Origin of the sequence: Azospirillum soli (assembly GCF_017876165.1) — a bacterium.
In the GTDB taxonomy this organism is placed as follows: Bacteria; Pseudomonadota; Alphaproteobacteria; order Azospirillales; family Azospirillaceae; genus Azospirillum; species Azospirillum soli.
Genome location: NZ_JAGINQ010000006.1, coordinates 78,153 through 101,099, shown reverse-complemented (window position 1 = coordinate 101,099; position 22,947 = coordinate 78,153). Strand labels below are relative to the sequence as shown.

At 69.1% G+C, this 22,947-nt stretch carries 21 protein-coding genes; 8 read left to right on the top strand and 13 right to left on the bottom strand.

From position 1 onward, the window contains the following. Nucleotides 1-10 precede the first annotated feature (10 nt). Together J2852_RS11620 and J2852_RS11615 are read right to left on the bottom strand one after the other, a co-directional pair. Nucleotides 11-253 (bottom strand): DUF1178 family protein, encoded by a 243-nt coding sequence (locus J2852_RS11620; RefSeq protein ID WP_209875486.1) that lies wholly within the window; start codon nt 251-253, stop codon nt 11-13. 83 nt (nt 254-336) lie between these two features. Beyond that, entirely contained in the window at nt 337-1,029 is a 693-nt protein-coding gene (locus J2852_RS11615; RefSeq protein ID WP_209875484.1) for an endonuclease III domain-containing protein, read from the bottom strand. Between the two features lie 177 nt (nt 1,030-1,206). Here J2852_RS11615 and J2852_RS11610 point away from each other — a divergent pair, with 177 nt between their 5' ends. Then, on the top strand, nt 1,207-2,469 hold the full coding sequence (locus J2852_RS11610; protein ID WP_209875482.1) for an ABC transporter substrate-binding protein: 1,263 nt from the start codon (nt 1,207-1,209) through the stop codon (nt 2,467-2,469). 131 nt (nt 2,470-2,600) lie between these two features. Here the strand turns inward: J2852_RS11610 and J2852_RS11605 are convergent, their stop codons facing one another. The 6 genes from J2852_RS11605 to J2852_RS11580 all read right to left on the bottom strand — a co-directional run bounded on the left by J2852_RS11605 (nt 2,601) and on the right by J2852_RS11580 (nt 11,960). Then, nucleotides 2,601-6,068: a DUF4347 domain-containing protein gene (locus J2852_RS11605; RefSeq protein WP_209875480.1), complete on the bottom strand. Its 3,468-nt coding sequence runs from the start codon at nt 6,066-6,068 to the stop codon at nt 2,601-2,603. 214 nt (nt 6,069-6,282) lie between these two features. Next, nucleotides 6,283-7,329: an AraC-like ligand-binding domain-containing protein gene (locus tag J2852_RS11600; RefSeq protein WP_209875478.1), complete on the bottom strand. Its 1,047-nt coding sequence runs from the start codon at nt 7,327-7,329 to the stop codon at nt 6,283-6,285. Nucleotides 7,330-7,475: 146 nt separating this feature from the next. Beyond that, on the bottom strand, nt 7,476-8,111 hold the full coding sequence (upp, locus tag J2852_RS11595) for a uracil phosphoribosyltransferase (RefSeq protein WP_209875476.1): 636 nt from the start codon (nt 8,109-8,111) through the stop codon (nt 7,476-7,478). Between the two features lie 23 nt (nt 8,112-8,134). Beyond that, nucleotides 8,135-9,343, bottom strand: coding sequence for a URC4/urg3 family protein (locus J2852_RS11590; protein ID WP_209875474.1), 1,209 nt, complete (start codon nt 9,341-9,343; stop codon nt 8,135-8,137). Beyond that, a complete protein-coding gene (locus J2852_RS11585; RefSeq protein WP_209875472.1) occupies nt 9,340-10,611 on the bottom strand; it encodes a GTP cyclohydrolase II in 1,272 nt (423 codons plus the stop codon). The genes J2852_RS11590 and J2852_RS11585 overlap by 4 nt, the downstream gene beginning before the upstream one ends. Before the next feature lie 113 nt (nt 10,612-10,724). After that, the gene (locus J2852_RS11580) at nt 10,725-11,960 is read right to left on the bottom strand and encodes a multidrug effflux MFS transporter (protein WP_209875470.1); all 1,236 of its coding nucleotides are present in this window, start codon (nt 11,958-11,960) and stop codon (nt 10,725-10,727) included. A 91-nt stretch (nt 11,961-12,051) separates the two neighbouring features. On the opposite strand from J2852_RS11580, the gene ligD reads away from it, so the two are divergent. Further along, nucleotides 12,052-12,885 (top strand): non-homologous end-joining DNA ligase, encoded by an 834-nt coding sequence (gene ligD / locus J2852_RS11575; RefSeq protein WP_209875468.1) that lies wholly within the window; start codon nt 12,052-12,054, stop codon nt 12,883-12,885. Between the two features lie 21 nt (nt 12,886-12,906). Here ligD and J2852_RS11570 read toward each other — a convergent pair whose 3' ends face one another. Continuing rightward, entirely contained in the window at nt 12,907-13,221 is a 315-nt protein-coding gene (locus J2852_RS11570) for a hypothetical protein (RefSeq protein WP_209875466.1), read from the bottom strand. A 115-nt stretch (nt 13,222-13,336) separates the two neighbouring features. Between J2852_RS11570 and J2852_RS11565 the strand changes: the two genes are divergently transcribed. Both J2852_RS11565 and J2852_RS11560 read left to right on the top strand, forming a co-directional pair. After that, a complete protein-coding gene (locus J2852_RS11565; RefSeq protein ID WP_209875464.1) occupies nt 13,337-13,681 on the top strand; it encodes a hypothetical protein in 345 nt (114 codons plus the stop codon). Between the two features lie 23 nt (nt 13,682-13,704). Further along, entirely contained in the window at nt 13,705-13,974 is a 270-nt protein-coding gene (locus J2852_RS11560) for a DUF1289 domain-containing protein (protein WP_209875462.1), read from the top strand. Between the two features lie 25 nt (nt 13,975-13,999). Here J2852_RS11560 and J2852_RS11555 read toward each other — a convergent pair whose 3' ends face one another. Then, nucleotides 14,000-15,049, bottom strand: a complete 1,050-nt coding sequence (locus J2852_RS11555) for a D-alanyl-D-alanine carboxypeptidase family protein (protein WP_209875460.1) — start codon at nt 15,047-15,049, stop codon at nt 14,000-14,002. Nucleotides 15,050-15,351: 302 nt separating this feature from the next. Here J2852_RS11555 and J2852_RS11550 point away from each other — a divergent pair, with 302 nt between their 5' ends. The 3 genes from J2852_RS11550 (at nt 15,352) to J2852_RS32225 (ending at nt 19,837) form a co-directional block, all read left to right on the top strand. Beyond that, entirely contained in the window at nt 15,352-16,866 is a 1,515-nt protein-coding gene (locus tag J2852_RS11550; RefSeq protein ID WP_209875458.1) for a L,D-transpeptidase family protein, read from the top strand. 167 nt (nt 16,867-17,033) lie between these two features. After that, the gene (locus J2852_RS11545) at nt 17,034-18,290 is read left to right on the top strand and encodes a molybdopterin molybdotransferase MoeA (protein ID WP_209875456.1); all 1,257 of its coding nucleotides are present in this window, start codon (nt 17,034-17,036) and stop codon (nt 18,288-18,290) included. Then, nucleotides 18,287-19,837, top strand: coding sequence for a glycosyltransferase (locus tag J2852_RS32225; RefSeq protein WP_209875454.1), 1,551 nt, complete (start codon nt 18,287-18,289; stop codon nt 19,835-19,837). The genes J2852_RS11545 and J2852_RS32225 overlap by 4 nt, the downstream gene beginning before the upstream one ends. A 2-nt stretch (nt 19,838-19,839) precedes the next feature. Here J2852_RS32225 and J2852_RS11535 read toward each other — a convergent pair whose 3' ends face one another. From J2852_RS11535 to J2852_RS11525, 3 genes are read right to left on the bottom strand one after another with little or no spacing between them, the layout of a single operon-like run. Next, on the bottom strand, nt 19,840-20,166 hold the full coding sequence (locus J2852_RS11535; RefSeq protein ID WP_209875452.1) for a DUF1244 domain-containing protein: 327 nt from the start codon (nt 20,164-20,166) through the stop codon (nt 19,840-19,842). Nucleotides 20,167-20,186: 20 nt separating this feature from the next. Next, nucleotides 20,187-21,437 (bottom strand): DUF2478 domain-containing protein, encoded by a 1,251-nt coding sequence (locus J2852_RS11530; protein ID WP_209875450.1) that lies wholly within the window; start codon nt 21,435-21,437, stop codon nt 20,187-20,189. Nucleotides 21,438-21,478: 41 nt separating this feature from the next. Beyond that, complete coding sequence (locus tag J2852_RS11525) at nt 21,479-21,715, bottom strand: sulfurtransferase TusA family protein (RefSeq protein WP_209875448.1); 237 nt, start codon at nt 21,713-21,715, stop codon at nt 21,479-21,481. Between the two features lie 162 nt (nt 21,716-21,877). Between J2852_RS11525 and J2852_RS11520 the strand changes: the two genes are divergently transcribed. Beyond that, complete coding sequence (locus J2852_RS11520) at nt 21,878-22,930, top strand: SDR family oxidoreductase (protein WP_209875446.1); 1,053 nt, start codon at nt 21,878-21,880, stop codon at nt 22,928-22,930. The last annotated feature ends 17 nt before the right edge of the window (nt 22,931-22,947 follow it).

Here is a 22,947-nt window from a genome sequence, read left to right as displayed (position 1 = left end):
CGGATGGCCGTCAGGCCATTTGCGCCATTGGGCACATGGAATTGCCGCAACCGACCGGATTGCAGGCGTGCATCGGGGCGGGGGCGGCCTGCGCCTTGCCGACGCGCGGCGCCATGATTGCCTTGGACACGCTGGTGCCGCCGCAGGACGGGCAGTTCAGGCCGGAGGCCTTCTTGGCGTCGTAGTCGGCCATGTTGTCAAACCACTGGTCGAACTCGTGGCCGCACTCGCAGCGCAGGGCGTACAGGATCATCGCGCGTTTCCTTGAACGGGTGGACAGCCGGAAAAGACGGCCTTTCTACCGCAAGCGCGATGATGTGCGTCAAGAAACGGGTATCAGCGGTGCGTCGTCACGCCGACCTGCCGGCACATGGACAACATCAGGCAGGTGGAGCAGCGCGGGCGCTCCCCGGTGCAGATCCATTTGCCGAAGGGCACCAGCCGCTCGTTGATCTCGACCCAGTAGTGGCGGGGCAGCGTCGCCATCAGCGCGACCATGGTGCGCTCCGGCGTCGGCGCGGCGACGAAGCCCCAGCGGTTGGTGATCCGGTGCACGTGCACGTCCACCGCTACCGCCGGCATGCCGAATCCCACGGCCATGGTCAGCGCCGCGATCTTCGGGCCGACTCCGTGAAAGGCCATCAGCTCTTCCAGCGTGTCGGGGACGGCGCCGCCATGCTCCGCGACGATGCGGTGCGACAGGGCAAGGATGTCGCGCGCCTTCGGCTCCGGAAAGGTCGCGCCGTTCAGCAGCCGGATCAGTTCCGCTTCCGGCAGCGCGGCCATGTCGGCCGGCGTGCGCGCCACGGCGAACAGCCGCTCGCAGACGGCGACCGTCGTCTCGTCGCGAGTGCGGGCGGAGATCAGGCTGCCGACCAGCTGTTCGAACGGACTGTCGTAGCCCCGGTCGCGCAACGCGAACATGGCCGCCTTCGGCAGATCGGCGACCGCTTGGCGCAGGCGGCGGAACGCCTCGTCGATGTCGAAGGGCTCCTTGTCGGCGGTCACGGGGAGGGCGCGCGGCGGCATGGTCGGGCGTCTGGCGGTGAGATCGTCAGTGTTGAAACAGTTCCGGACGCCCGAAGGTCCCGCCCAAGGTGCTGCGTCGCATCATGACGGGGTTCCGCTTTGACATTCCGCTTTGACAGCGGGTGCCGCGCGCGAAATGATCGGTTTTGCAAACACGCCGCAGGGAAACGCCCGACAATGAAGAACGACAGCACGAGCAACTTCACGAACACGGGAGGACTCACCCGCCGCCAGTTCGGCACCGCTGCCGCCGCGGTGGGCGCGCTGACCGCCTTCGGCCGGGCGCCGGCCTTTGCGCAGGGCACGACGCTGAAGGTCGGCGTGCTGCTGCCGCGTTCCGGCCACCTCGCCCAGGCGGGGCAGGCTTGCCAGCGCGGCGCCGACATCGCGCCGGCCGTGCTCGGCGAACTTGGCCACAAGGTGGAGATCCTGTTGGCCGACACCGAATCGAACGTGGACGTGGCGCGTTCGCGCGCGGAGAAGCTGATCAACGACGGGGCCAACGTGATCGTCGGCGCCTTCGACAGCGGCCAGACCGCCGCCGCCGCCCAGGTGTGCGAGCAGCGCGGCGTCCCGCTGGTGATGAACATCGCCGCCGCCGACCGCCTGACCGAGCAGGGCTACAAGACGGTCTTCCGCAACTTCCCGACCTCCACCATGCTGGTGACGAACGGTCTGGCGCTGATGAAGGACCTGTTCGCGGCGACCGGCACGACGCCGAAGTCGGCGGTGTTCCTGCACGCCAACGACACCTTCGGCATGGCGAACAAGCAGGCGCTGGACGCCCTGTTCCCCAAGCTGGACATGCCCTTCACCATCCTGGAGTCGATCTCCTACGACCCCAAGGCGCAGGATCTCGCGGTCGAGGTGGCGAAGGCCAAGGCGACCGGCGCCGATCTCGCCATCGTCACGACCCGCGCCAACGACGCCATCATGATGGTGCGCGAGATGGTCAAGCAGCGGTGGGAGCCCAAGGGCATCGTTTCCCCCGGCTCGCCCGGCCTCTATGACGAGCAATTCTACAAGGTGCTGGGCAAGTACGCGGACTTCGCGATGACCAACCTGCCCTGGTACGATCCGAAGGCCGAGCTGACCAAGCGCGTCGAGGCCGCCTTCAAGAAGCAGTACCCGAACGACCGGTTCGAGGGCTACGCCTTCAACGTCGCCTTCACGCTGGAGGCCATCCTCGTCGCCGCCGACGCCTTCAAGCGCGCGGGCTCGGCCGATCCGGCGACCCTGCTGACCGCGCTGCGCCAGACCAACCTGAAGGACAAGATGATGGTCGGCCCGGCCATCACCTTCGACGAAAAGGGGCAGAACACGCAGCTCATTTCGGCCTGCGTGCAGAACCGTAACCAGCGCCCGACCGTGGTCCTGCCCAAGGGCTCGGCCGAGATGGAGCCGGTCTTCCCGGCGCCGGGCTGGTCCAAGCGGGCGTAAGCTGCGAAACCGGTCACAACACTGACACGGATTGCGCGGGTTTATTCTGAATTCAATCAGGCCCGTGCAATCCGCGTCTTGGAAACACGCATATCACCTCAAGGCAGCCTGAAACGGGTTGTCCGCGCGGATCAGCCCACCAGGAACCAACCGGCGGAAACCTGCGCGGCCCCGATTCCACGCAACACCACGTCGTCGGTGGTTGAGAACACGATCACTGCATTGCCGGCGGCGTCCGCGCCGACGCTGTAGGTAGTTCCGGCGGATAGCCGGATGCGGTCGCCCTCGGCGGCGTTGAAATCGGTGACGACATCATGCCCGGTGCCGCCGGCCGCGAAGACGAACAGGTCGGCGCCGGCACCGCCCGTCAGCGTGTCGTTGCCGGCATCGCCGTGAAGCACGTCGTCGCCGACATCACCGAACAGAAGGTCATTGTCCTGGCCACCGAACAGGATGTCGGCCCCCATTCCTCCATAAAGCGTGTCGGCGCCCGCGTTTCCGAGCAGCAGGTCGCTGCCCATGTTGCCGAACGCCACGTCGTCGCCGTCGCCACCCAGAAGCGTGTCCTGGCCGTCTCCGGCAAAGGCCGTGTCGTTCCCTTGGTCGCCGGACAGCCAGTCATCGCCCAGGTCGCCACTCAGTTGGTCGTCGTCCCGTCCGCCGTGGAGCGTGTCGTTGTCCCGCCCTCCGTACAGCGTATCGGCGCCCATGTTGCCCAGCAGCAGGTCGCTGCCCTGATTGCCGAAGATCAGGTCGTTGTCGCTGCCGCCGAACAGGGTGTCGTGATCCTCCCCGCCCTGGACGGTGTCGTTGCCCTGGTCGCCGTACAGCAGGTCGTTGCCGGTCTTCGACCCGATGAAATCGTCGCCGCCGCCGCCATGCAGCGTGTCGTCGTCGGCGCCCAGAACGATGTACTGGGTGGCGCCGTCGCCCCAGACATTCTGCGATCCCTCGCCGCCGGCCACTTGGACGTTGCCGATCACCGCCGCGAACGCGACGTTCTGGAGTTCAAGCACGGTGCCCGGCGGCAGGTTGCGCGTGTCGATCAGCAAAGCGGTCGGCGTGCCGCTGGCGGTCGCGCTGCCGCTGATGACCAAGGGGGCGCCGGGCGTGGCGCCTCCCGTCACGGTCGGCGTCAGGGTCTGCACCAGCACGGCGCCGGTGCTCGGCAGGCTGTTTAGGAAGCCCGAATTCTCCCCGGCCAGTTCCTCGGCGCCCGCCGTCCCGGAGGTCAGGGTTTCCAACTGACGCTTCAGGCCGGCCTTCGCCGCGTCGGCGGACTGCGGCGTCGCAGAGCCCGTGACCTGCAATCCGAATCCGGCCGGCAGTTGGGCCGTCAGCGACGCTCCATCCGAGGACACCAGCGGAATGACCGGAGCCGCGCCGGTGGCGGTCGGGGGAACGGAAAGGGTCTGGGTGGTGGAGCCGTCCGCGTTCGTGGTCCTGACCGTGGTCACCGGAACCCCGCCGATCGTCGTGGTGGAACCACCGCTGTCCGAGGGTGGCGGTGGTGGAGGCGGAGGAGGAGGAGGAGGAGGAGGGGGCGGCGGAGGAAGGACGTTGGCGAGGGTCGCGGAGATCGCGGCGGCCTCGTTGCCCGCCGTGTCGCTCAGCCCGCTGCCGGTTGCCGCCGGGTCATAGGTGAAGGTGGCAGCCTGCCCGGCCGTGGTGGGGGTCGCCAGCGTCAGGGTCAGGGTCCGGCTTCCCGATCCGGCCACGTCGGTGATGGCGACGGTCTGTCCCGCCACCGTCACCGACATGCCGGCGGTCTTCGCGGCCGGATCGTCGGGAAGGATCACGGCTTCGCTGAAGTTCAGGGTCAGGCTGCCGCCGGACACTTGGCCGGCCGCCGTGTCGAGGGTCGGCGCCGTGTCGTCCAGCCGATAGTCCTGGATGGCCACGGGGGCATGGTTCCCGGCGGTGTCGCTGACCCGGAATTGCAGCGAGGAACTGCCCGACAGGGTCGCGCCCGTCCAGGCGATCGCCTTGTCCGTCACGAAGGCACTGACGTCGGTCCAGGTCGTTCCGCCATCGGTCGAGCCATAAAGCGCCTCGCCCGTCTGCAGGGCGGACAACAGAGTGGCGGTGACGGTCTGGAGCGCGGTCGCGGTCACGAAATCGTCGGTCAGGCTGCCGGTGTCCTGCGACAGGGCGATGCCGCTGATCGTCGTCGTCGGCGCGGTGCGGTCGTAAAGGACGGTCCGGCTCGCCTGGGTGGCGGCGTTGCCGGCCGCGTCGCTCACGTCGGCGGTGACGGTCAGCGTGCCTTCGGACAGGCCGGCCAGATCGGCGGAGAGCAGGGAGGCCGTCCAGGTCCCGTCGGCCGCGACGGTCCCCGTCCTCACGACCGAACCGACGCGGACGGTTACCGTCCGACCGGCCTCGGCCCCGGTCGTGGTGCCGGAAACGGCGACGGCATCGTCATCCTCGACGCCGTTGATCCGGTCATCCCCAGCGACCGTTCCGATGCTGACGGACGGCGGCGTGGTGTCGATGGTCAGGGTGATGGTCTCTTCCGGGGAGGGATTGCCCGCTTGGTCAACGGCCTGAAGCGTAACGGTGTTGGGCCCGTTCGTGTCGAGCGACAGTGTGCCGGAAGACGGCGTGGCACTGCCGAGATCGAGAGACCACGCCCGGTCGGGCGTGAACGGGCTTCCCGGGACGAACAGGCTGTAGGTGGCACCACCGACCGTGACCGTGACCGTGGAGTTGTATTCGGTATAGCCCCACAGGGTCGGCGTGGCGTCGTTGGTCAGGGTCGGCGAGGTGAGGGTCACATAGGCCGGCGTCGCGTCGTACCGCAGGGCTTGCCGGTCGGCCTCCATCCAGATCCCGTCGATCTCGTCGAAGAGGGAGACGACCACGTCCACCTGCAGCCGGTCGGGGCCGATGATCCCTTCCGGCAGATCGAGGCTCCAGGTCGAGCCGGTCGGCGTGATCCTGTAATCCGTCCCATTGACGGCGACGATGAGCGCCAGGCTCCCCTGATTGCCGACGGTCCCGGTCAGGGTCGGCGACGTGTCGCTGGTGGTCAGCGGGTTGACGGTGGCGTAGGGGTCGCTGTCCAGCAGGTGGGGGTAGCGCGCGGTGGCCGCTTCGGAAAAGGCGACGGCTTCGGTCGGCCGGCCGCGCCGGGCGTCGAGCCGCCAGGAACCGCCCTTCGCGGCGCTGCCGACCCAGTGCGTGGCAGCGCGGACCGGCGCCCCTGTGTGCCGCGCGACCGCGTCGAGCAGGGCGCGGCCCGGCGCACCCGCGCCGGTGCGGCACCCGTAGAGGACCACCTCCACCCCGCGTCCGGTCCCGGCGGGAATCTCCGTCAGGGAGGCGGCGTCGAGAATGCCGGACGGAAAGACCATCCGGCCGGGCGCGCCGTGGCCCAGAAGGTGGACGGCCTTCACCCCGTCCTCGCCCAACGCGCTTTTCAGGGCGCTTACCGGCGTCTCGTCCTGGCCGAGGAAACGCAGCTCGACGCCACCTTTCAACCCGTCCAGCAGGTGGCCGACGTTCTCCAGTTCGCGATCCGCGATGAGGATGGAGCGCGCGGGACCGATCCGGGAGCCGGTCTGGAACGAGTCGGGATTGGTGGCGGTGTCGTGCATGGCGGGGCTGGACGATAGGGGCGAGGTCCCGGACGGGAGCGAGTGGCCTCACCGGTCGTCCGATGCCCCGCCGGGTTGCGGGCAAAGAAACGCCACGATAACAACCGTGCCGAATCTTCGCCCGCCGCCGCGTCTCAAAGACTTGGCACAGCGTCTCAAACTTGCCGTCTCAAACGTGCAATGAGGGGATGGCGCTACCCGAAGCGTCGAGCGGCTACAGCGCCGCAAGCGTGCGGAACCAACGCTTGAATTCGTCGGCCGGGTCGGCCCCCTGGGGCTGCCCGGCCCGTGGCTGACCACGGGCGTTGCGCGCGTCGCGGGGCGACAGCCCAAAGGCGGTGCGGAAGGCCCGGCTGAACGCCGTCTCCGAACTGAAGCCCCAATGGTGGGCGATGTCCACGATCCGTCGGCGCTCGTTCGGATTCATCAGGTCGGCGACGGCTCGAGACAGGCGGCGCTGCAGGACATAGGCGGCCACACCCCCCATCGGTTCGAACAGCCGGTAAAGCGTCGGGCGCGACAGTCCGGCTGCCTGCGCGATGAGCGCCGCGTCCAGCTCCGGGTTGGCGAGATTGTCCTCGATGTAGCGCTTGATGCTGTTCAGCCGGTTGGTCCGCATTGCCGGCAGCACGAGGTCGAGCGCGTCCAGCGCCGGTCCCAGGCAACCGGCGACGAAGGCCGCCGAGCCACGGGCGACCGCCATGGCGTCGCGGGCGGACAGGGAATTTGCCGCCTTGTAGAGGGATTGGATATGGGTGCCCAGCAGCGAACCCGTGGGGCTGGCGGCCGGCAGCACAACGCCGTGCAGCGCGTCGGGGGAAGACATCAGCGGCGCCAGCACCTCGCGCGGGATGCAGAGGGTGAGAGTCGAGAAATCGCTGTCGATGGTGGTGGTCGGCTGCGCGAGATCGATGATGGTCACGTCGCCGGCGTGGGCCTGCATCTCGCGGCCGCCCATCCGTCCGCCGGACCCGCCCCGTTCGATGAACTGGATCAGATAATGGTCCAGCCCGCTGTGCCCAATGAGCCGGGGAGGCCGCGTGAAGCGCTGGGTGACCGACTCGCAGCGCCCCAGCAGAAGGCTGCCGAGATGGAAGGTCTCCAGGACGCCGTGAAAGCCGTGATCGTTGTCATGGTCGATCACCTCCACGTCGAAGATCAGCGCCATCTGGTCATGCCAGAGATCAAACGCCTCCCGGGTCGGCGCGGTGCTGCTGTCGAAGCGCAGGATGGGCAATCGTTCGTCGCTGGGGGTAAGCATCGTCCGCGTTTGCCCGTGTCTTCACCGGCGTTGAGATTACAGTGTTTCTCGCCGGAACTGAACCGTTGCATAAAGTCGATGCGGAGACCGGACGATTGTTCTGTCGCCTGTGCCTGTTGACAGATTCGATCAACCGGACGTTGGATTCAGCGCGTGCCGTAAAGGCGATCGCCCGCGTCGCCGAGGCCGGGCAGGATGTAGCCGTTCTCGTCCAGCCTTGAATCCACGGCGGCGGCGTAGACGGGCACGTCGGGGTGCGCGTCGTGGAAGTTCCGCAGCCCTTCCGGAGCGGCGACGAGGATCGCCAGCTTGATGGACACCGCACCCGCTTCCCTCAACCGGTGCACGGCCGCCGTCGCCGTGTGCCCGGTGGCAAGCATGGGATCGAGCAGGATGACCAGCCGTTCCTCGATGTCCTCCGGCACCTTGAAGAAGTATTCGACGGGGGTTAGGGTTTCCTGGTCGCGGTAAAGGCCGATGTGGCCGATGCGGGCCGAGGGCAGCAGGGCGCGCATGCCATCCAGCATGCCTTGCCCGGCCCGCATGATGGAAACGAGGCAGAGCTTCTTGCCGGTCAGGAGGGGCGCGTCGAAGCTGGTCAGCGGCGTTTCAACCGGGCATTCTTCGAGCGGCAGGTCGCGCGTCAGTTCATAGCCCATCAGCTGCGACAGCTCCCGCATCACCTCCTGAAAGCGGGCCGTGGGGGTCTCCTTGCGGCGCAGCAGGGTCAGCTTGTGCTGGACCAGGGGATGGTCGATGACGGTGAGCGTCGGTATGGGCATGGGCGACCTTTTCGCAAGTTTCGTCAGAACACGGTGCCGTCACTGCGGATGCGGATTGGCGGGCCTCCGTCCGGGCGGAGCCGGCGGGCGATCAGGCGGCCGGCGGCCCAACTGCCGCCTTGCAGGACCTTGGCGGGGGGGAAAGCGTCGGCGGGCAGGTTCAGGCGCGCGCGGACCTGATCGGCGAGGCGGTCGAGCAGGGCGACGGTGAGCGCCCGCCATTCGACCACCGCCTCGACGCCGACCTCCAGGGCGTCGGTCAGCATGCGGGGATCCTTCGGCGTGAGGACGCCGGTGTCCACGAACAGGCCGCCGTTGCGGTACTCGGGCAGGCCGGTCAGCCGGTCCAGCCCGGTGACGCGGATGCCAACATCCTCCAGCGGCTCCACGAGGGAATAGCTGAGCCATTGCGACAGCTTGTGGAAGGGAACGAGACCGATGGCGGAGTGGCGCCAGACGTCGCCGAGATTGACGCCGTCCAGTTCGATCCGGCCCGGCCAGATGGGGCCGAGGCCGCGCAGCACCGCGTCCAGGATGGCCTGAGCTGGGAGTTCCCCGTTGGTGGCGCGCGCTTTCAGCGCGTCGTAGAGGGTGCCGACGCGGCCGGGGGTGCCGAACAGGTCCGGGGCCGAGGTCAGCGCCTCGCCCAGGCGGCGGAGCAGGGCGGCGCGGCCCTCCAGCCCGACCAGCGGGTTGTCGGTGGTGACCTGGAAGGCGTGAGCCAACCTTGCTTCATCAACGTGAAGCAACGCCTTCGCGTCCGCACGCAACGGCAGGAATGCGGGATCGTTTGAGAACCCCCCTGTTCGGAACAGGTCGAAGCTGGCGACCGCCAGCCCTTCGGAGCGGGCCAACTCGTTCCCGTTGCTGTCGCGGTACCGCCAGCGCTCGCCGGCACCGGCATCCAGCAGCACGCTGGTGACCGCCAAGTCAAAACGGATGCGCGCCAATTCCTCCCGGTCCACAAGGTCGAGCCGCTTCGCGAGCGTCGCCCAACGGTCCTCGCCGGCCACGACGAAGTGCCGCCAGCGGCTGTGGTAGGGGACGTTCAGGTCGGGGTAGGTCTCGCGCGTGACCCGCGCGACGAGGTCAGCGGCATCGCCTAAGCGATCAAGGTGCAGGTCGAAATGCGTCAGACGGCTGGCTTCCGCTTCAGCCAGAAGGGCGTGGGCGCGCTCCCGCACCGCGTCGGCGGACAGGAGATACGCGGCGGCATCAGGCTGGGCGCTCAATCCTTCAGCCCCCGGCCTTTGGCGACGGTCAGTTCCTCCGCCGTGGGCACGGCGGGGGTGAAGTAGCCGGCGGCCTTCTTGGCGTCCATCTCCACCTTGGCGTCGTCGGGGATCAACTCGTCGGGGATGGGGATCTGCTCGACGATTTCGATCCCGGCGCGGCGGATCGCGTCGGACTTCATATTGCTCATCGAGACCATGCGGTCGATGCGGGTGACGCCCAGCCAGTGGAAGACGTCGGGCATCAGCTCCTGGAAGCGCATGTCCTGGACGCCGGCCACGCATTCCGTGCGCTCGAAATAGGCCTCGGCGCGGTCGCCCCCGGGCTGACGCTTGCGGGCGTTGTAGACGAGGAACTTGGTCACCTCGCCCAGCGCGCGGCCTTCCTTGCGGTTGTAGACGATCAGTCCTACGCCGTTGTCCTGGGCGGTGCGGATGCACTCCTCGATGCCGTGGGTCAGGTAGGGGCGGCAGGTGCAGATGTCGGAGCCGAACACGTCCGACCCGTTGCATTCGTCGTGCACGCGGCAGGCGACCTTGCGCGCCGGGTCGGTGATCGCCGCGATGTCGCCCAGCATGTAGACGGTCAGGCCATTGATCGGCGGCAGGAAGACCTTCAGGTCGGTGCGCGTCACCAGTTCGGGGAACATGCCGCCGGTGTGCTCGAACAGGCCGCGCCGCAGGGCGGTTTCGGTGATGCCGAAGCGCTTGGCGACGCCGGGCAGGAACCACACCGGCTCGATGGCGATCTTGGTGACGCGGGCGTCGCCGCTGGGGAGAAGGATCTGGCCGTCGGCGGCGAGGCGGCCCGCCTTCATGGCGTCGGCCAATTCGGGGATCTTGATGCGGGCCTTGGTCACCGCGATGGTCGGGCGCACGTCCACGCCACGGTCCAGATGGTCGCCGAACGCCTCGCTGACCATGTGGCCGAAGGGATCGATGGAGACGATCCGGTCCGGGTCGAACCACTGCGGGTGCGGGCCGATGGGCTCGGCCGGCGCGGTGTTGGTCAGGTCCGGCACGTGGTAGGCGCTGAGCTGGCCGGCGGCCACGGCCAGGGCGCGGTAGACGGCGTAGCTGCCGGCGTGCGCGCCGATGGCGTTGCGCCGGGCCGGGTCGGAGAGCGAGGCTACCACCGGCCCGCGCTCCGCCGCCGAGGCGGCCCCCCAGTGCACCGGCGTGTAGCGCGGCTTCGCCCCGCCGGGGTGAGAGGTGAGGACGATGTGCCTCGGTGGATGATTGGGCGGCGGATTGCGACGGCTTTCCATAAGGACGCCTTTCGATGCCTTCACTCCGCGTCAGTGTGACACACCTCTAATCCTCGGCAATACCAGCACAAAGGGCCGGTTCCTCTGACCTTTGGCCGGTGTCCGGAATGGATTTACGGACCGTGGTGCGGCTGCATCAGCTTGCCGCGCTCGGTCGCCAGGACGGTCAGCAGCGCCAGCACGCCCAGACAGGCGAAGCCGATGGTCAGCGGCCGAACGGTCCCGTCGAAGGACTGGCCGATCAACCAACCGACGAAGGCACCCGCCGCCGTGGTGTAGAAGCCGATGAAGGACGACCCCATGCCCGCCACGTGGCCGAGCGGTTCCATGGCCATGGCGTTGAAGTTCGGCGCGATCAGGCCGAAGCAGAAGAAGATGACGGACATGAAGGCGCCAAGCGCGATCAGGGGCGGCTGTTCGGGAAAGCCGAGGACTGCCACGACGGCGCAGGCGGCGACCTGGGCGAGCAGCGCCGTGTGCGACACCCGGCGCATGCCGAGCCGCCCGACCAGCCGCGCGTTGGTCAGCGACGCCAGCGCCATGACGGCGGCGATGGAGCCGAAGGCCAGCGGGAACAGGTCGCCCAGCTCATAGACGTCCACGAAGATCTGCTGGGCGCTGCCGACGTAGCTGAGTAGGCCGCCGAACATGAAGCCCATGGCGACCGTGTAACCCAGCGTCACGCGATTCCCCACCACCTTGCCAAAGGCATGGCCGAGGGCGGTCCCGGACAGCGGCATGCGGTCTTCCGCCGGGCGGGTCTCCGTCAGGCGCAGCATCGACCAGGCGAAGGCGGTGACGGCGGCCAGGAACAGAACGCCGAAGATCCAGGGCCATGCGCCGAGATGCAGGATGCCCTCACCCAGAGCCGGAGCGATGACGGGCACGATGATGAAGATCATCATGGCGAAGGACATCACCCGCGCCATCTCGCGCCCGACGAAGCGGTCGCGCACGATGGCGATGGCGACGATGCGCGGGGCTGCCGCGCCGAACCCCTGGAGGGCGCGCGCGGCGAGCATCGTGGCGAAGCTGGGGGCGACGGCGGCGCACAGCGACCCGATGGCGAAGATGACCAGCCCGACGGCCAGCACCGGCTTGCGCCCGAAACGGTCGGATAGGGGGCCATGGAAGGGCTGTCCGGTGGCGAAGCCCAGCATGTAGGCGGTGACGACCAGCTGCCGGTCGTTCGCCCCGGTCACCCCGTAGGACCGCACGATGTCCGGCAGCGCGACTAGCATGATGTCGATGGACAGCGCCGTCAGCGCCATCAGCAGAGCGATGAGGGCGACGAACTCGGCGAAGGGGACGGCCTGCGCCCGCGCGGGCGAAACTGGGGAATGTGGCATGCGGCCAGTCTGGTGCGACCGGCGGCTGTCGGCAAACGGAATTCCTGCAACCCCCTCGGATCAGTTTTGCCGTGTCCGGTGTTGCCCGATTATGGAGATTGCCGGAATCACTTTGACCCACCCGGAGCGGGTGCTGTGGCGGACGCAAGGGATCACCAAGGGCGATCTGGCGGCCTATTACGCCGGCATCGCCGGCCGCATCCTGCCGCATGTGGCGAACCGGCCGCTGACTCTGGTGCGTTGCCCGTCGGGGAATGAAAAGGCCTGTTTCGTCCAGAAGCACCCGTGGGCCGGATTGCCCAAGGCGGTGCGGCGGGTGCGCGACGGGGATGACGAGTGGCTGGCGGTGGACGACGCGAGCGGCCTCGTCGCGCTGGTGCAGATGGGCGTTCTGGAGCTTCATCCCTGGGGTGCGACGGTTGACGATCTGGAGCGGCCGGACCGCATCGTCTTCGACTTCGACCCGGACGACGGCGTGCCCTGGGCGCATGTGGTGGAGGGCGCGCGGGCGATTCGCGCAGCACTGGACGGGCTGGGGTTGCAGAGCTTCGTCAAGACAACCGGAGGCAAGGGGCTGCATGTGGTGGTCCCGGTGGAGCCGCGCGCCGGTTGGGATGCGGTGAAGGAGTTCGCCCATGACGTGGCGGCGCGGCTGGCGGATGAACAGCCGGAGCGCTACACGACCAATCCCCTGAAAGAGGCTCGGGAAGGGCGGATCTTCCTCGACCATCTGCGCAACAGCCGGGGCGCTACGGCGGTCGCGCCCTATTCGACCCGCGCGCGGCCCGGCGCGCCCGTGGCGCTGCCGCTGGCGTGGGAGGCGCTGGGCGACGATCCGGCGGCGCTGCGCCACGGCATCGGCGACATGCCGAAAGGCGATCCGTGGGAAGAGTTCTTCGAGGTGCGGCAGCGCTTGCCGGGGTGAGGGGGGCTCATTCTTCGACGCTCATTCTTCTACGAGGCGCGCCACGCTGTCGAAGCGCCGGACGACGCGCTCGACGGCGGCTCCGCGCGTCTCGACGGTGAGGTTAAGCCCGGCGGCGGCCAGCACGCACACGTCGTCGTACGCCTCGGCCAGTTTCAGCACGGCGTCCCGGAGAGGGCTCGGTTCGGCGGCCTCCGCGATGGGCACGAGGTCGGCCAACCCGTCGCGCATCCAGGCGTAGGGGCCGGCGCTGCGGCGGTCCCCGACCACGTCGAGGGTCGCCAGCCAGGACGATACGGCGTCGTGCAAAGGGGTGGTCGGCAAGAGCGTGGTCATCCGGCATCCTCCCACGTCGAAAAACATGGGAAGCGTGGGAAGGGTTCACGAGGGCGCGGAACTGGTGCAAAAGGAAGGCTCCCCAATCAGAAGCCCCTAAAGAAAAGGCCAGCCGGTGTTCCGCCAATTCCGCTCCCTGTTCCTGTTGTTCCTGTTCGTGTGCGGTGCCGCCTTCGTGATCTTCGGCGGCGATCCGTCGGACGGCGGGCGCGCGGCGGACAACCGGGAATTCCTGGCGGCCTGCGAAGGCGGCCCCTTCGCGGCGGCCAACGCCTCGGACACGGTGGACGCGGCGCGGCTGTGCGCTTGCGTGCTGTCTTGGCACCGCAGGGAAGGAAGCAAGGCGGGCGCGGCGCTGCCGGTCGAACGCTACCGGTCGGAAGGGCCGGTTGACGCGCGGGTCAGCGATCTCGACAATCGGGCGCGCGACGCCTGCCTGTCGGGGCGGGTGCGCCGATAGAGGTTGGGCCGATAGAGGTTGGAGTGGGCAAGACGGACACCCGGAACCCCTGCACCAAGGTTTGCCGCTTCGACGCGGGCGAATGTGTCGGCTGCTTCCGCACCAAGGCCGAAGTGAAGGGGTGGAAGCGCCTGTCCGACGAGGAGAAGGCCGCCATCAACGAACGGATCCGTGCGCGGGGCGGCACCGTCGGCAAGGGTGGCCTGAAGCGGCGCCGGAAGCTCGACAAGAAGATCCGGAAGCTGGAAGCGAAGCTCGACGTGCTTCGGGCGAAGCAGAAGGCGATCGGTTGAAACCAATCGCCTCGCTGGCCTCGCGTTAGCGGACGGCGCTGGCGTCGGAGGCGGCGACGGTCTGCTTCGCGGTGCCCTTGAAGCCCTTTTCCAGCAGGTCGGCGACCTCGCGGTCACGGACGACGGCGGTGCTGCCGCCGAGCACCACGGCGATCAGGCGCTGGCCGTTGCGGCTGGCGCTGCCGGCGAGGTTGAAGCCGCTGGCGTTGACGAAGCCGGTCTTGATGCCGTCGTAGCCCTCGACCTTGCCGAGCAGGCGGTTGTGGCCGGAGACCGTGGTGCCGTTCCAGTCGAAGCGGGTCCGGCTGAAGTAGGTGTAGTCGCGCTGCGGCAGGCTGACGACGGCCTTGGACAGCTTGGCCATGTCGCGCGCGGTGGTCCGCTGCTCCTTGTTCGGCAGGCCCGAGGCGTTGCGGAAGGTGGTGCTGGTCATGCCGAGGGCGCGCGCCTTGGCGGTCATCATCTCGGCGAACTGGGCCTCGGTGCCGCCCAGCGCCTCGGCCAGGACGACGGCGACGTCGTTGGCGGACTTCACCGTCAGGGCGAGAATCGCGTCCTCGACGCGGATGGTCGAACCGGCGGCGACGTTGAGGCGCGAAGGCTTCTGCCGCGTCGCGTGCACCGACACCGGCAGTTCCTGGTCGAGGCGCAGCGCACCACGGTCCAGCGCTTCGAAGGTCAGCAGCAGCGTCATCATCTTGGTCAGAGATGCCGGGTAGGTGACCACGTCCGCGTTGCTGGAATCGAGGACCCGGCCGGACTGGGCGTCCATCAGCACATAGGCGTGCACGGGCTGGAAGCCCTTGCCCGCGGCCGCGCCCACGGCCGCGCCGGCCGCACTGACGGCGGCGGCCCTGGCCACCGTCCGGGCCTTGGGCTTCGCCTTTGTCTTGACCGCCGTTTTGGTGGTCGTGGTCTTGGTGACCGTACGCTTGGCCGGAGCGTGGGCTTGCGTTTTTTGAGTTTGCGTTTGGGTGGTTTTCGCCAGGGCGTCCACAGGGGTGACGGACAGGGGGGCGGCGAGCGCAAGCGACAGCAGGAGCGGCAGTGCGAGACCGAACGGCGAACGCGGCATGATGGTGACCGGGGCGGAAGGTGTGTGGTCGCTTCCAGTAGGCCGGAGACGGTTAAAAAAGAATGTGTTGGATGTTCGCCGCGCGCGAAAGTTCAAGCCCCCGGCCGGGCCATCCAACGCAATGCTGTGTTGTTGCTGCTACGCTGGCGCGATTATGCAACAGCGGGGCAGGATGCCACGCGATGTCACTTGTCATATGCCACTGCGGCGGGCAGAGCTGAGAACCGCCGATGAGCCTGTCAAGGCTCCGTTCAGGCCAAGTCGTTAGCCCTATGTTCACCAGCGCGTGGGATGCTCCGGATATGCTGAACGCTCTTCGCACCTACGCCCGGCCCCGTCTGCGGGCGGGGATGGCCGTGGGCCTCCTCGCCGGCCTGATCCTGCTTCCCTTCGGTTCGTCGGCCGAGGCCGCTTCCGGCCCCGCCACCGGCCGGGACTTGGTCGGCGGCTGGATCGCCCGGCTGGAGCAACGCGCGACGGAGCTGGAAACCGCCCCAAAGGTGAAAGCGACGCGGGTCGGTTACGGTCTGGTCCTGAAGAAGGGCGACGGCGGCATGGTGGATGTCGTCGCTCCCGGCCCGGTCCAGCCGAGCGAGACGGACGCGTCGGCCGTGCCGGACATTCCCGTGGTCCCGCCGGCGACTCCTGCCGTGCCTCCCCTGGCGGCTCCCGTGGCGGTGCCATCCTCGCCGGAGGCTCCGGCGGATGCTGGCGCGCCGGTGGTCGAGGCGGCTCTGCCCCCACCGCCGCCGCTGATCATCCAGGTGCGCTCGCGCAGCGCCGACCGGGTGCAGCGGCTGGCGAACCGGCTGGTCGAACTTGGCCATCTGGCGCCGGAGCACGTCACCGACACGTTCGACGACAACATCGAGGCGGCGGTGCGCGCCTTCCAGATCGCCGAGGGGCTGATGCCCGACGGCAAGGTCGGCGAGGTGACGCGGCAGGCCCTGGACCGCACGCCGGCCCAGGCGGCGGCGCTGATGCGCAAGGCCGTGACGTCCATGCGCGCCTTCCAGCCGACCGTTCCCGACACGGTCATTCTGGTCAACCTGCCGAGCCAGACCGTGACCTATGTCGAGCGCGGCAAGCTTCAGTTCACCATGCGCGCGGTGGTCGGGCGGCCGAGCCGGCAAACCCCGCTGTTGCAGGACAAGGTGACCAGCATCACGGTCAACCCGACCTGGACGGTGCCGCCGACCGTGCTGGTCGAGGACAAGCTGCCGATCCTGCGCAAGAAGGGCAACTCCGGCATCAAGGACGCCATTGTCTATCTGGACGGCAACGAGGTGGCGCCGGAGACCGTCAATTGGTGGTCGGTCACGCCGGACCGCATCCGCATCGTGCAGCGGCCGGGGGACGACAACGCGCTCGGCCGGTTCCGCTTCAACCTGACGAACGGCGAGGGGATCTTCCTGCACGGTACCAACGACCCGAGGCTGTTCGAGCGCGACCTGCGCGCCGCCAGCTCCGGCTGCGTGCGTCTGGCCGACGCGCGGATGGTGGCGGAAACCCTGCTGCGCCCCGCCAAGGTCGATTCGGCGGCCATCGACCGCCAGCTGGAAAGCGGCAAGACCAAGACCATCGCCCTGCCGAACGCGGTGCCGGTGCGCTTCGTCTACTGGACCGCCTTCGTGGAGCCGGAGGGCACGGTGCGCGTCCATCCGGGCATCTACGACGACGCGCCGCAATCCACGCCCGCGCCGCAATCCACGCCGGCGGGCAAGGTCGATCAGAAGACGGTGCGCCCGCTGTCGGCGAAGATATCCCCCCAGTCGTCGGCCCCCGCATCCGTCCCGGCGACGATGCGCGGCTCCTGAGTTTCGTTCGGCCCCTTCGTTCCGTCCGGCGCTCTTCCCGAAGCCGGCCGCAAGGCGCATCTTGACGGTGGTCAAGGCGCCCAGCGGTCGCGCTTGCGCCATATATGGCTTGAGATCGCGCCCTTCGCGCGTCACATCTTGAGCGCATCGGGGAAGAGGATTTCCGCATGGATTGCTGCACCGCCCACGGCCCGGCCGCCCTGTCGCTCGACGAGGCGGTCGCCCGCGTGAACCGGACCTACGGGGCCGTGACCGAACCGGAAAGCGTGCCGTTGCGCGCGGCGCTGGGCCGCGTGCTGGCGGAATCGGTGACGGCGCCGGTCGATGTGCCGCCGGTGGCGGTCTCCGCCATGGACGGCTGGGGCTATCGCGCGCCGGAGGTTTCGGGTGAGGCTGCGGGTGAAGGCTTCGCGCGCATGACCGTGATCGGGCGCGTGCCGGCGGGCTCCGTCTTCGCGGGCACGGTCGGGCCGGGCGAGGCGGTGCGGATCTTCACCGGCGCGCCGGTTCCGGCGGGCGTGGACACCGTCGCCATGCAGGAGGATTGCCGGGCCGAGGAGGGCGCCGTTCTGGTGCCCGCCGCGCTGCCGCGCGGGTCGAACATCCGCGCGGCCGGCGAGGACATGACGGCCGGCGCCACCGTGCTGACCCCCGGCCGGCGCCTGCGCGCGCAGGAGGTCGGGCTGGCGGCGGCGGTAGGCCGCAACAGCCTATCGGTGCGCAAGCGCCTGCGCGTCGTGCTGTTCTCGACGGGCGACGAGTTGCGTGAGCCGGGGACGGAAAAGCCGGACGGCGCCATCTACGACGCCAACCGCTACACGCTGGCCGCCCAGTTGGAGGCGCTGGGGGCGGAGGTGCGCGACCTCGGCATCCTGCCGGACAATCACGACGCCACGCGGGCGGCGCTGGCCGAGGCGGCGAAGACCGCCGACCTGCTGATCACGTCGGGCGGCGTGTCGGTGGGCGAGGAGGATCACGTCAAGGCGGTGGTCACCTCGCTGGGCTCCATCGACATGTGGAAGCTGGCCATCAAGCCGGGCAAGCCGCTGGCGCTGGGGCGCATCGGCGACACGCCGTTCCTGGGTCTGCCGGGCAACCCGGTGTCGGCCATGGTGACCTTCATGCTGGTCGGGCGGGCGCTGGTGCTGCGCCTGTCCGGCGCGGAAAGCACGGCGACGCCGCGCTGCCTCGTGGTCGCCGGGTTCGAGTTCAAGAAGAAGCCCGGCCGGCGGGAGTTCCTGCGCGCCCGGCTGGAGATCGGGGCTGATGGACGCCCGGTCGCCCACAAGTTCCCGAGCGACAGCTCCGGCGTGCTGACCTCGATGGTCGAGGCGGACGGGCTGGTGGACATGCCGGCGGACGCCACGGCCATCCGGCCGGGGGACATGGTGGACTTCCTGCCCTTCACCGGCCTGTTCGCGTGAGCCACGCCGCCGTCGCGCGTCTGGCGGAGCGGCTGCGGGCTCCGGTCCGCAGCGTGGCCGACCTGACCGCCGTCGTGGAGGCCTGCGAGGCGGTGCGGATGGCGGGGGCCGGGGCCGACCCGGCGCTGGAGGCGGAACTGCGCCGCGCCGCGCCGAACGCCGATCCACTCCTGATGGATTCGGCACTCGGCCTCGCCAGCGGCGACCTGCGCCACCACGCCCGCATTCTAGATGGAGCGGAGGCCGCCCTCGGCACCGCGCCGCTGGAGGCGTTGAACCACATCCTGTGGAGCATCGTCCGCCAGCAGTTCATGGCATCCATGGACGCGGCGAGCATGCCGGACTTCGCCACGGGACGGCTGCTGCCCTTTTACGAACGCCTGATCGGCGAGATCGCGCGGAGGCTCGACCTGCGGCCGATTCCACGGGCGGCGGGCGCGCCGGCCACCGGGCGGGCCGTGCTGGTCACCAACCAGTTCCTGTCGGCCAACCACCAGCCCTCGCGCGACCTGCTGGACTACGCGACGATGGTCGAGGAGCGGATCGGCAAGGAGGTGGTGATCCTCAACACCAACATGATGCCGGCCGCGCTCCACACCCTGTTTGTGCCGCCCTTCGCGGCGAACGTGGAGCCGACCTTCGACGGCAAGCAGATCGTCGATGTGGATGGGCGGTCCTTCCGCATGTTGTCCTCGACCGAACCGGCGATCACGGCGGAGAAGCTGGGCTGGTTCCTGCGGGCGGTGGAATGGCACGATCCGGACGTGGTGATCGGCTTCGGCGGCGCCGTGATGGTCGCCGACCTGCTGGCCCCGGCCCGGCCGACGCTGACCATTCCGACCACGACCGGCGTCGCCCTGTCGATGGCCGACATCGTGCTGGATTACGGCGGCGCCAGCCCGCCGCAAGGCCATGCGCGGCTCGCGGCGGCGTGGCGGCCGTTCCGGACCCGCTTTTCCCTGCGTGGGGAACCGGGTGGGATGAGCCGCGCCGATCTCGGCATCGGGGATGAGTCCTTCGTCTGCGCCGTGGTCGGAAACCGGCTGGACGAGGAGGTGGGCGACGACTTCCTGGCGCTGCTGGAGGCGGTGATCGACCGGGTGCCGCGCGCGCTGGTGCTGTTCGCAGGCGGCGTCGAAACCCTGCCGCGACGGCTGGCGCGTTCCCGCCATGCCGGGGCGCTGCGCTGCCTGGGGTTCGTGGACGATATCCGGGGACTGCTCGGCCTCAGCGACCTGTTCCTGAACCCGCCGCGCACGGGCGGGGGCGGAAGTGCCGCGCACGCGATGGCCGATGGGGTGCCGCCGATAACCCTGCCGCAGGGGGACGTGGCGAGCGTCGTCGGGCCGGCCTTCACGGTGCCCGACCGTGCGGCCTTCGTGGAGCGGGCGGCGGCGCTAGCCGGCGATGCGGGCCTGCTGGAGCGCGCCCGTGCCGAGGCGCGGGCGCGTTACGCGGCGATCAGTGCTGGGGAATCCGCCGCCGCGCAACTCGCCGCCTACATCGACGAGGCGGTCGCGCTGTTCGCGCGGCGGACGGCGGCGTAAGCCTACTTCTTCACGTAATGGCCGCTGATTTCGGCGTGCAGCGGCTTGGTGTCCTCGAACATCTTCTGCTGTTCGGGGGTGGCTTCCTTCTGGTGCTTCTCCTTCCACTCCGAGTAAGGCATGCCGTAGACGGCGATGCGCGCTTCCTCGTCGGTCAGGGGTATGCCGCGCTCCTTGGCGGCGGCGGCGTACCACTTGGACAGGCAGTTGCGGCAGAAGCCAGCGAGGTTCATCAGGTCAATGTTCTGCACGTCGGTGCGCTTGCGCAGATGTTCGACCAGGCCGCGGAACGCGGCGGCCTCCAGTTCGATGCGGGTCCGTTCGTCCATCTCGATGTCCCTCCTGGGTATCAGCCGTTGTTCTTGTGCGCGTTGTTCTTGTGCAGGGTGACGAAGCGCCCGAAGCGGTGGAAGCTCTGGGACGAGCCGCCGTCGAGGATGACGCGCGCCACCGCCTCCCGGTCCTCCACGACGAAGCCGGCCAGCGAGTCCACGCCATAGGAGAACAGCCGCTCGGTCAAAGGCGTGCCCGGCCCGACCAGCGCCACCCGCGCGCCGTTCGCAGCACCCAGCAGGCGGGGCAGGGTGCGGTTGGCAAGTGAGGATGAGGTGACGGCCACGGCCTCCGCGTCGGGCAGCAGCCATTCGGCGGCGGCCTCCGGGTATTCGCCGGGGCGCGGGTCGATCTCGATGACCTGGGCGTTCGGCAGGCGGCGGGCGATGGCCGGAAAGCCGCCGATGACCACCACGCGCCCCGCCACACCGGCGAACAGGTCGAGCCCGTTGCCCTGGTCGCCCCGCTGGCCGGGGTGGTTGTAGTGGGCGTTCAGCGCGGCGACGCCGATGGCCGATTCCAGTGGGTCCCAGGAACGGACGGCCTGCGCGGCGAGATCCTTGAGGCTGCTGCCGGCCCAGGTTTCGGGGGCGGGAATGTCGGCGCCCGACGTGACGGAGGGGCGGGCGGCGAGGCCGACCGTCGCGTCCGTCTCCACCATGATCCACTTGGCGCCGATCACCACACGCTGCACCACGGTGTCGCGCACGCCGAGCAGCAGGTCGTCGTAGAGCCGGTGGGTGCCCCACCAGCGCCACAGCGCGGCGTCGTCCGGGGACAGCAACGCGGCGTAGCCGCCGGTGAAGGTCTGCCATTCGTTGAGGAAGCGGCTGCCCACGCTGGTCAGCACGGGGATGCCTTCGGATATCCCGGTCAGCAGCTCATCGGCGAGCCCCTCGCCGTGCGCTTCCAGCCCGGCGAACTTGTTGACGACCAGCAGGTCCACGCGTTCCGCGATGGCGCGGCGGACGGCTTGGCTGGCGTCGGCGACGCCGGCGGGATCGACCCGGCAGGACTGCGACTCGCGGCCCAGATTCTGGGAGATGCCAAAGGCACGGCCGGTGGCGACGTCCACCAGCTCCATCCGGTCGGCGCAGTCGTCGATGGCGCCGTAGTTGCGCTGAACCACGCCGCCAACGCGGAAGCCGCGCCGCCGCAGCTCTGTCGTGAAACGGTCGAGCAGGTCGTCCACCTCGGCCGAGCCGGGGCCGTGGATCACCGCGCCGGGGCGCAGCGGCGGCGGGACCGCGGGGCGCAGGGTCGGCATGGCAACGGCCTCCATCGTTGGGTCGGTCACATGGTGCGGCGTCACGGGGCGGGGGTGCCCCGGCGGATGTGGTAGACGAACACCTCGCCGCGCGTCTCGTGGGCGAGCAGTTCGTTCTCGGTCGTGTTGCAGAAGTGCTTGAAGTCGATGACCGAGGCCGGGTCGGTGGCGTAGATGATCACCTCCTCCCCCGGGGTCATCTTGTCCAGAAGGGCGCGCGTGCGCAGGATGGGAAGCGGGCAGTGAAGCCCCTTCACGTCGAGTTCCTTCGCCGCCACGGTCGCCGCTCCCTTCGCCGTTCCGAATGTCCGGAGCGACTTTAGCGGGTTCGCGCACCGGTCTCCAGACTTCTGGTCAAGAGGGGCATTCGGGGCACCTTTGCGGTGTTGCGGTGTTTAGTCCTGCGACACGTCCAACGGAACGGTGCGGGAACGGAGCATATGGCGCAACTCGACAAGGTGGTGGTCATCACCGGCGCGTCCAGCGGGATCGGCCGAGCGACCGCCGTGGACTTCGCGCGGCGCGGCGCGGCGGTGGTGCTGGCGGCGCGGCGGCACGCGGCGCTGCACGAGGTTGCCGAGGAATGCCTGGAGGCCGGCGGGCGGGCCATGGTGGTGCCCACCGACGTGCGGGACCAGGAGCAGATGAACCGGTTGGCCGAGCGCGCGATCGACGCCTTCGGCGGCATCGACGTCTGGGTGAACAACGCGGGCGTGATCGCCTTCGGCCGCTTCGAGGAGACGCCGCAGGACGTCTTCGAAGAGATCATGCGCACCAACTTCTTCGGCACGGCCAACGGCTGCCGGGCGGTGCTGCCGCATTTCCTGGACCGGGGCAAGGGGACGATCATCAACGTGTCCTCCATGGCTTCCACGGTCGGGCAGCGCTACACCGCCGGCTATGTGGCGAGCAAGTTCGCGGTGCGCGGATTCTCCGAAACGCTGCGGCAGGAGCTGGTGGAGGAGCCGGGCATCCACGTCTGCACGGTCATGCCCGGCCCCATCGACACGCCGCTGTGGCAGCACGCCGCCAACTACACCGGTCGCGCGATCAAGCCGCTGGACCCGCTCTATCCGCCGGAACAGGTGGCCGCCGCCATCGTCGCGCTGGCCGAAAAGCCGAAGAACGACGTGTTCGTCGGCAACGTCGGCCGGGTCGCCGCCTTGCAGCACGCCGTCGCGCCGGCCATGACCGAACGCATGATGGCGCACATGGTGGACCGCAACATGTTCGAGAACCGCCCGGCCCGCGAGACGCCCGGCGCGGTGCTGAACCCCATGCCGGAATACAGCGGGGCGAGCGGCGGGTGGATGGAACGCGCCGGGCATGGGCGGAATGGACTTGGGCGGAGCGGGCAGGGGCGGAACGTCGGCGCCACCAATCGGCCGCAGCGTCCGTTCTCCTGGATCAATCTGGCCCTGTTCATGGTGCCCATCGGGTTGATGAGCGGCCTTCCGGCCGACGTGTGGGCGCGCCGCCGCCGGGCGTTCTGAAATCAGGCGTTCTGACG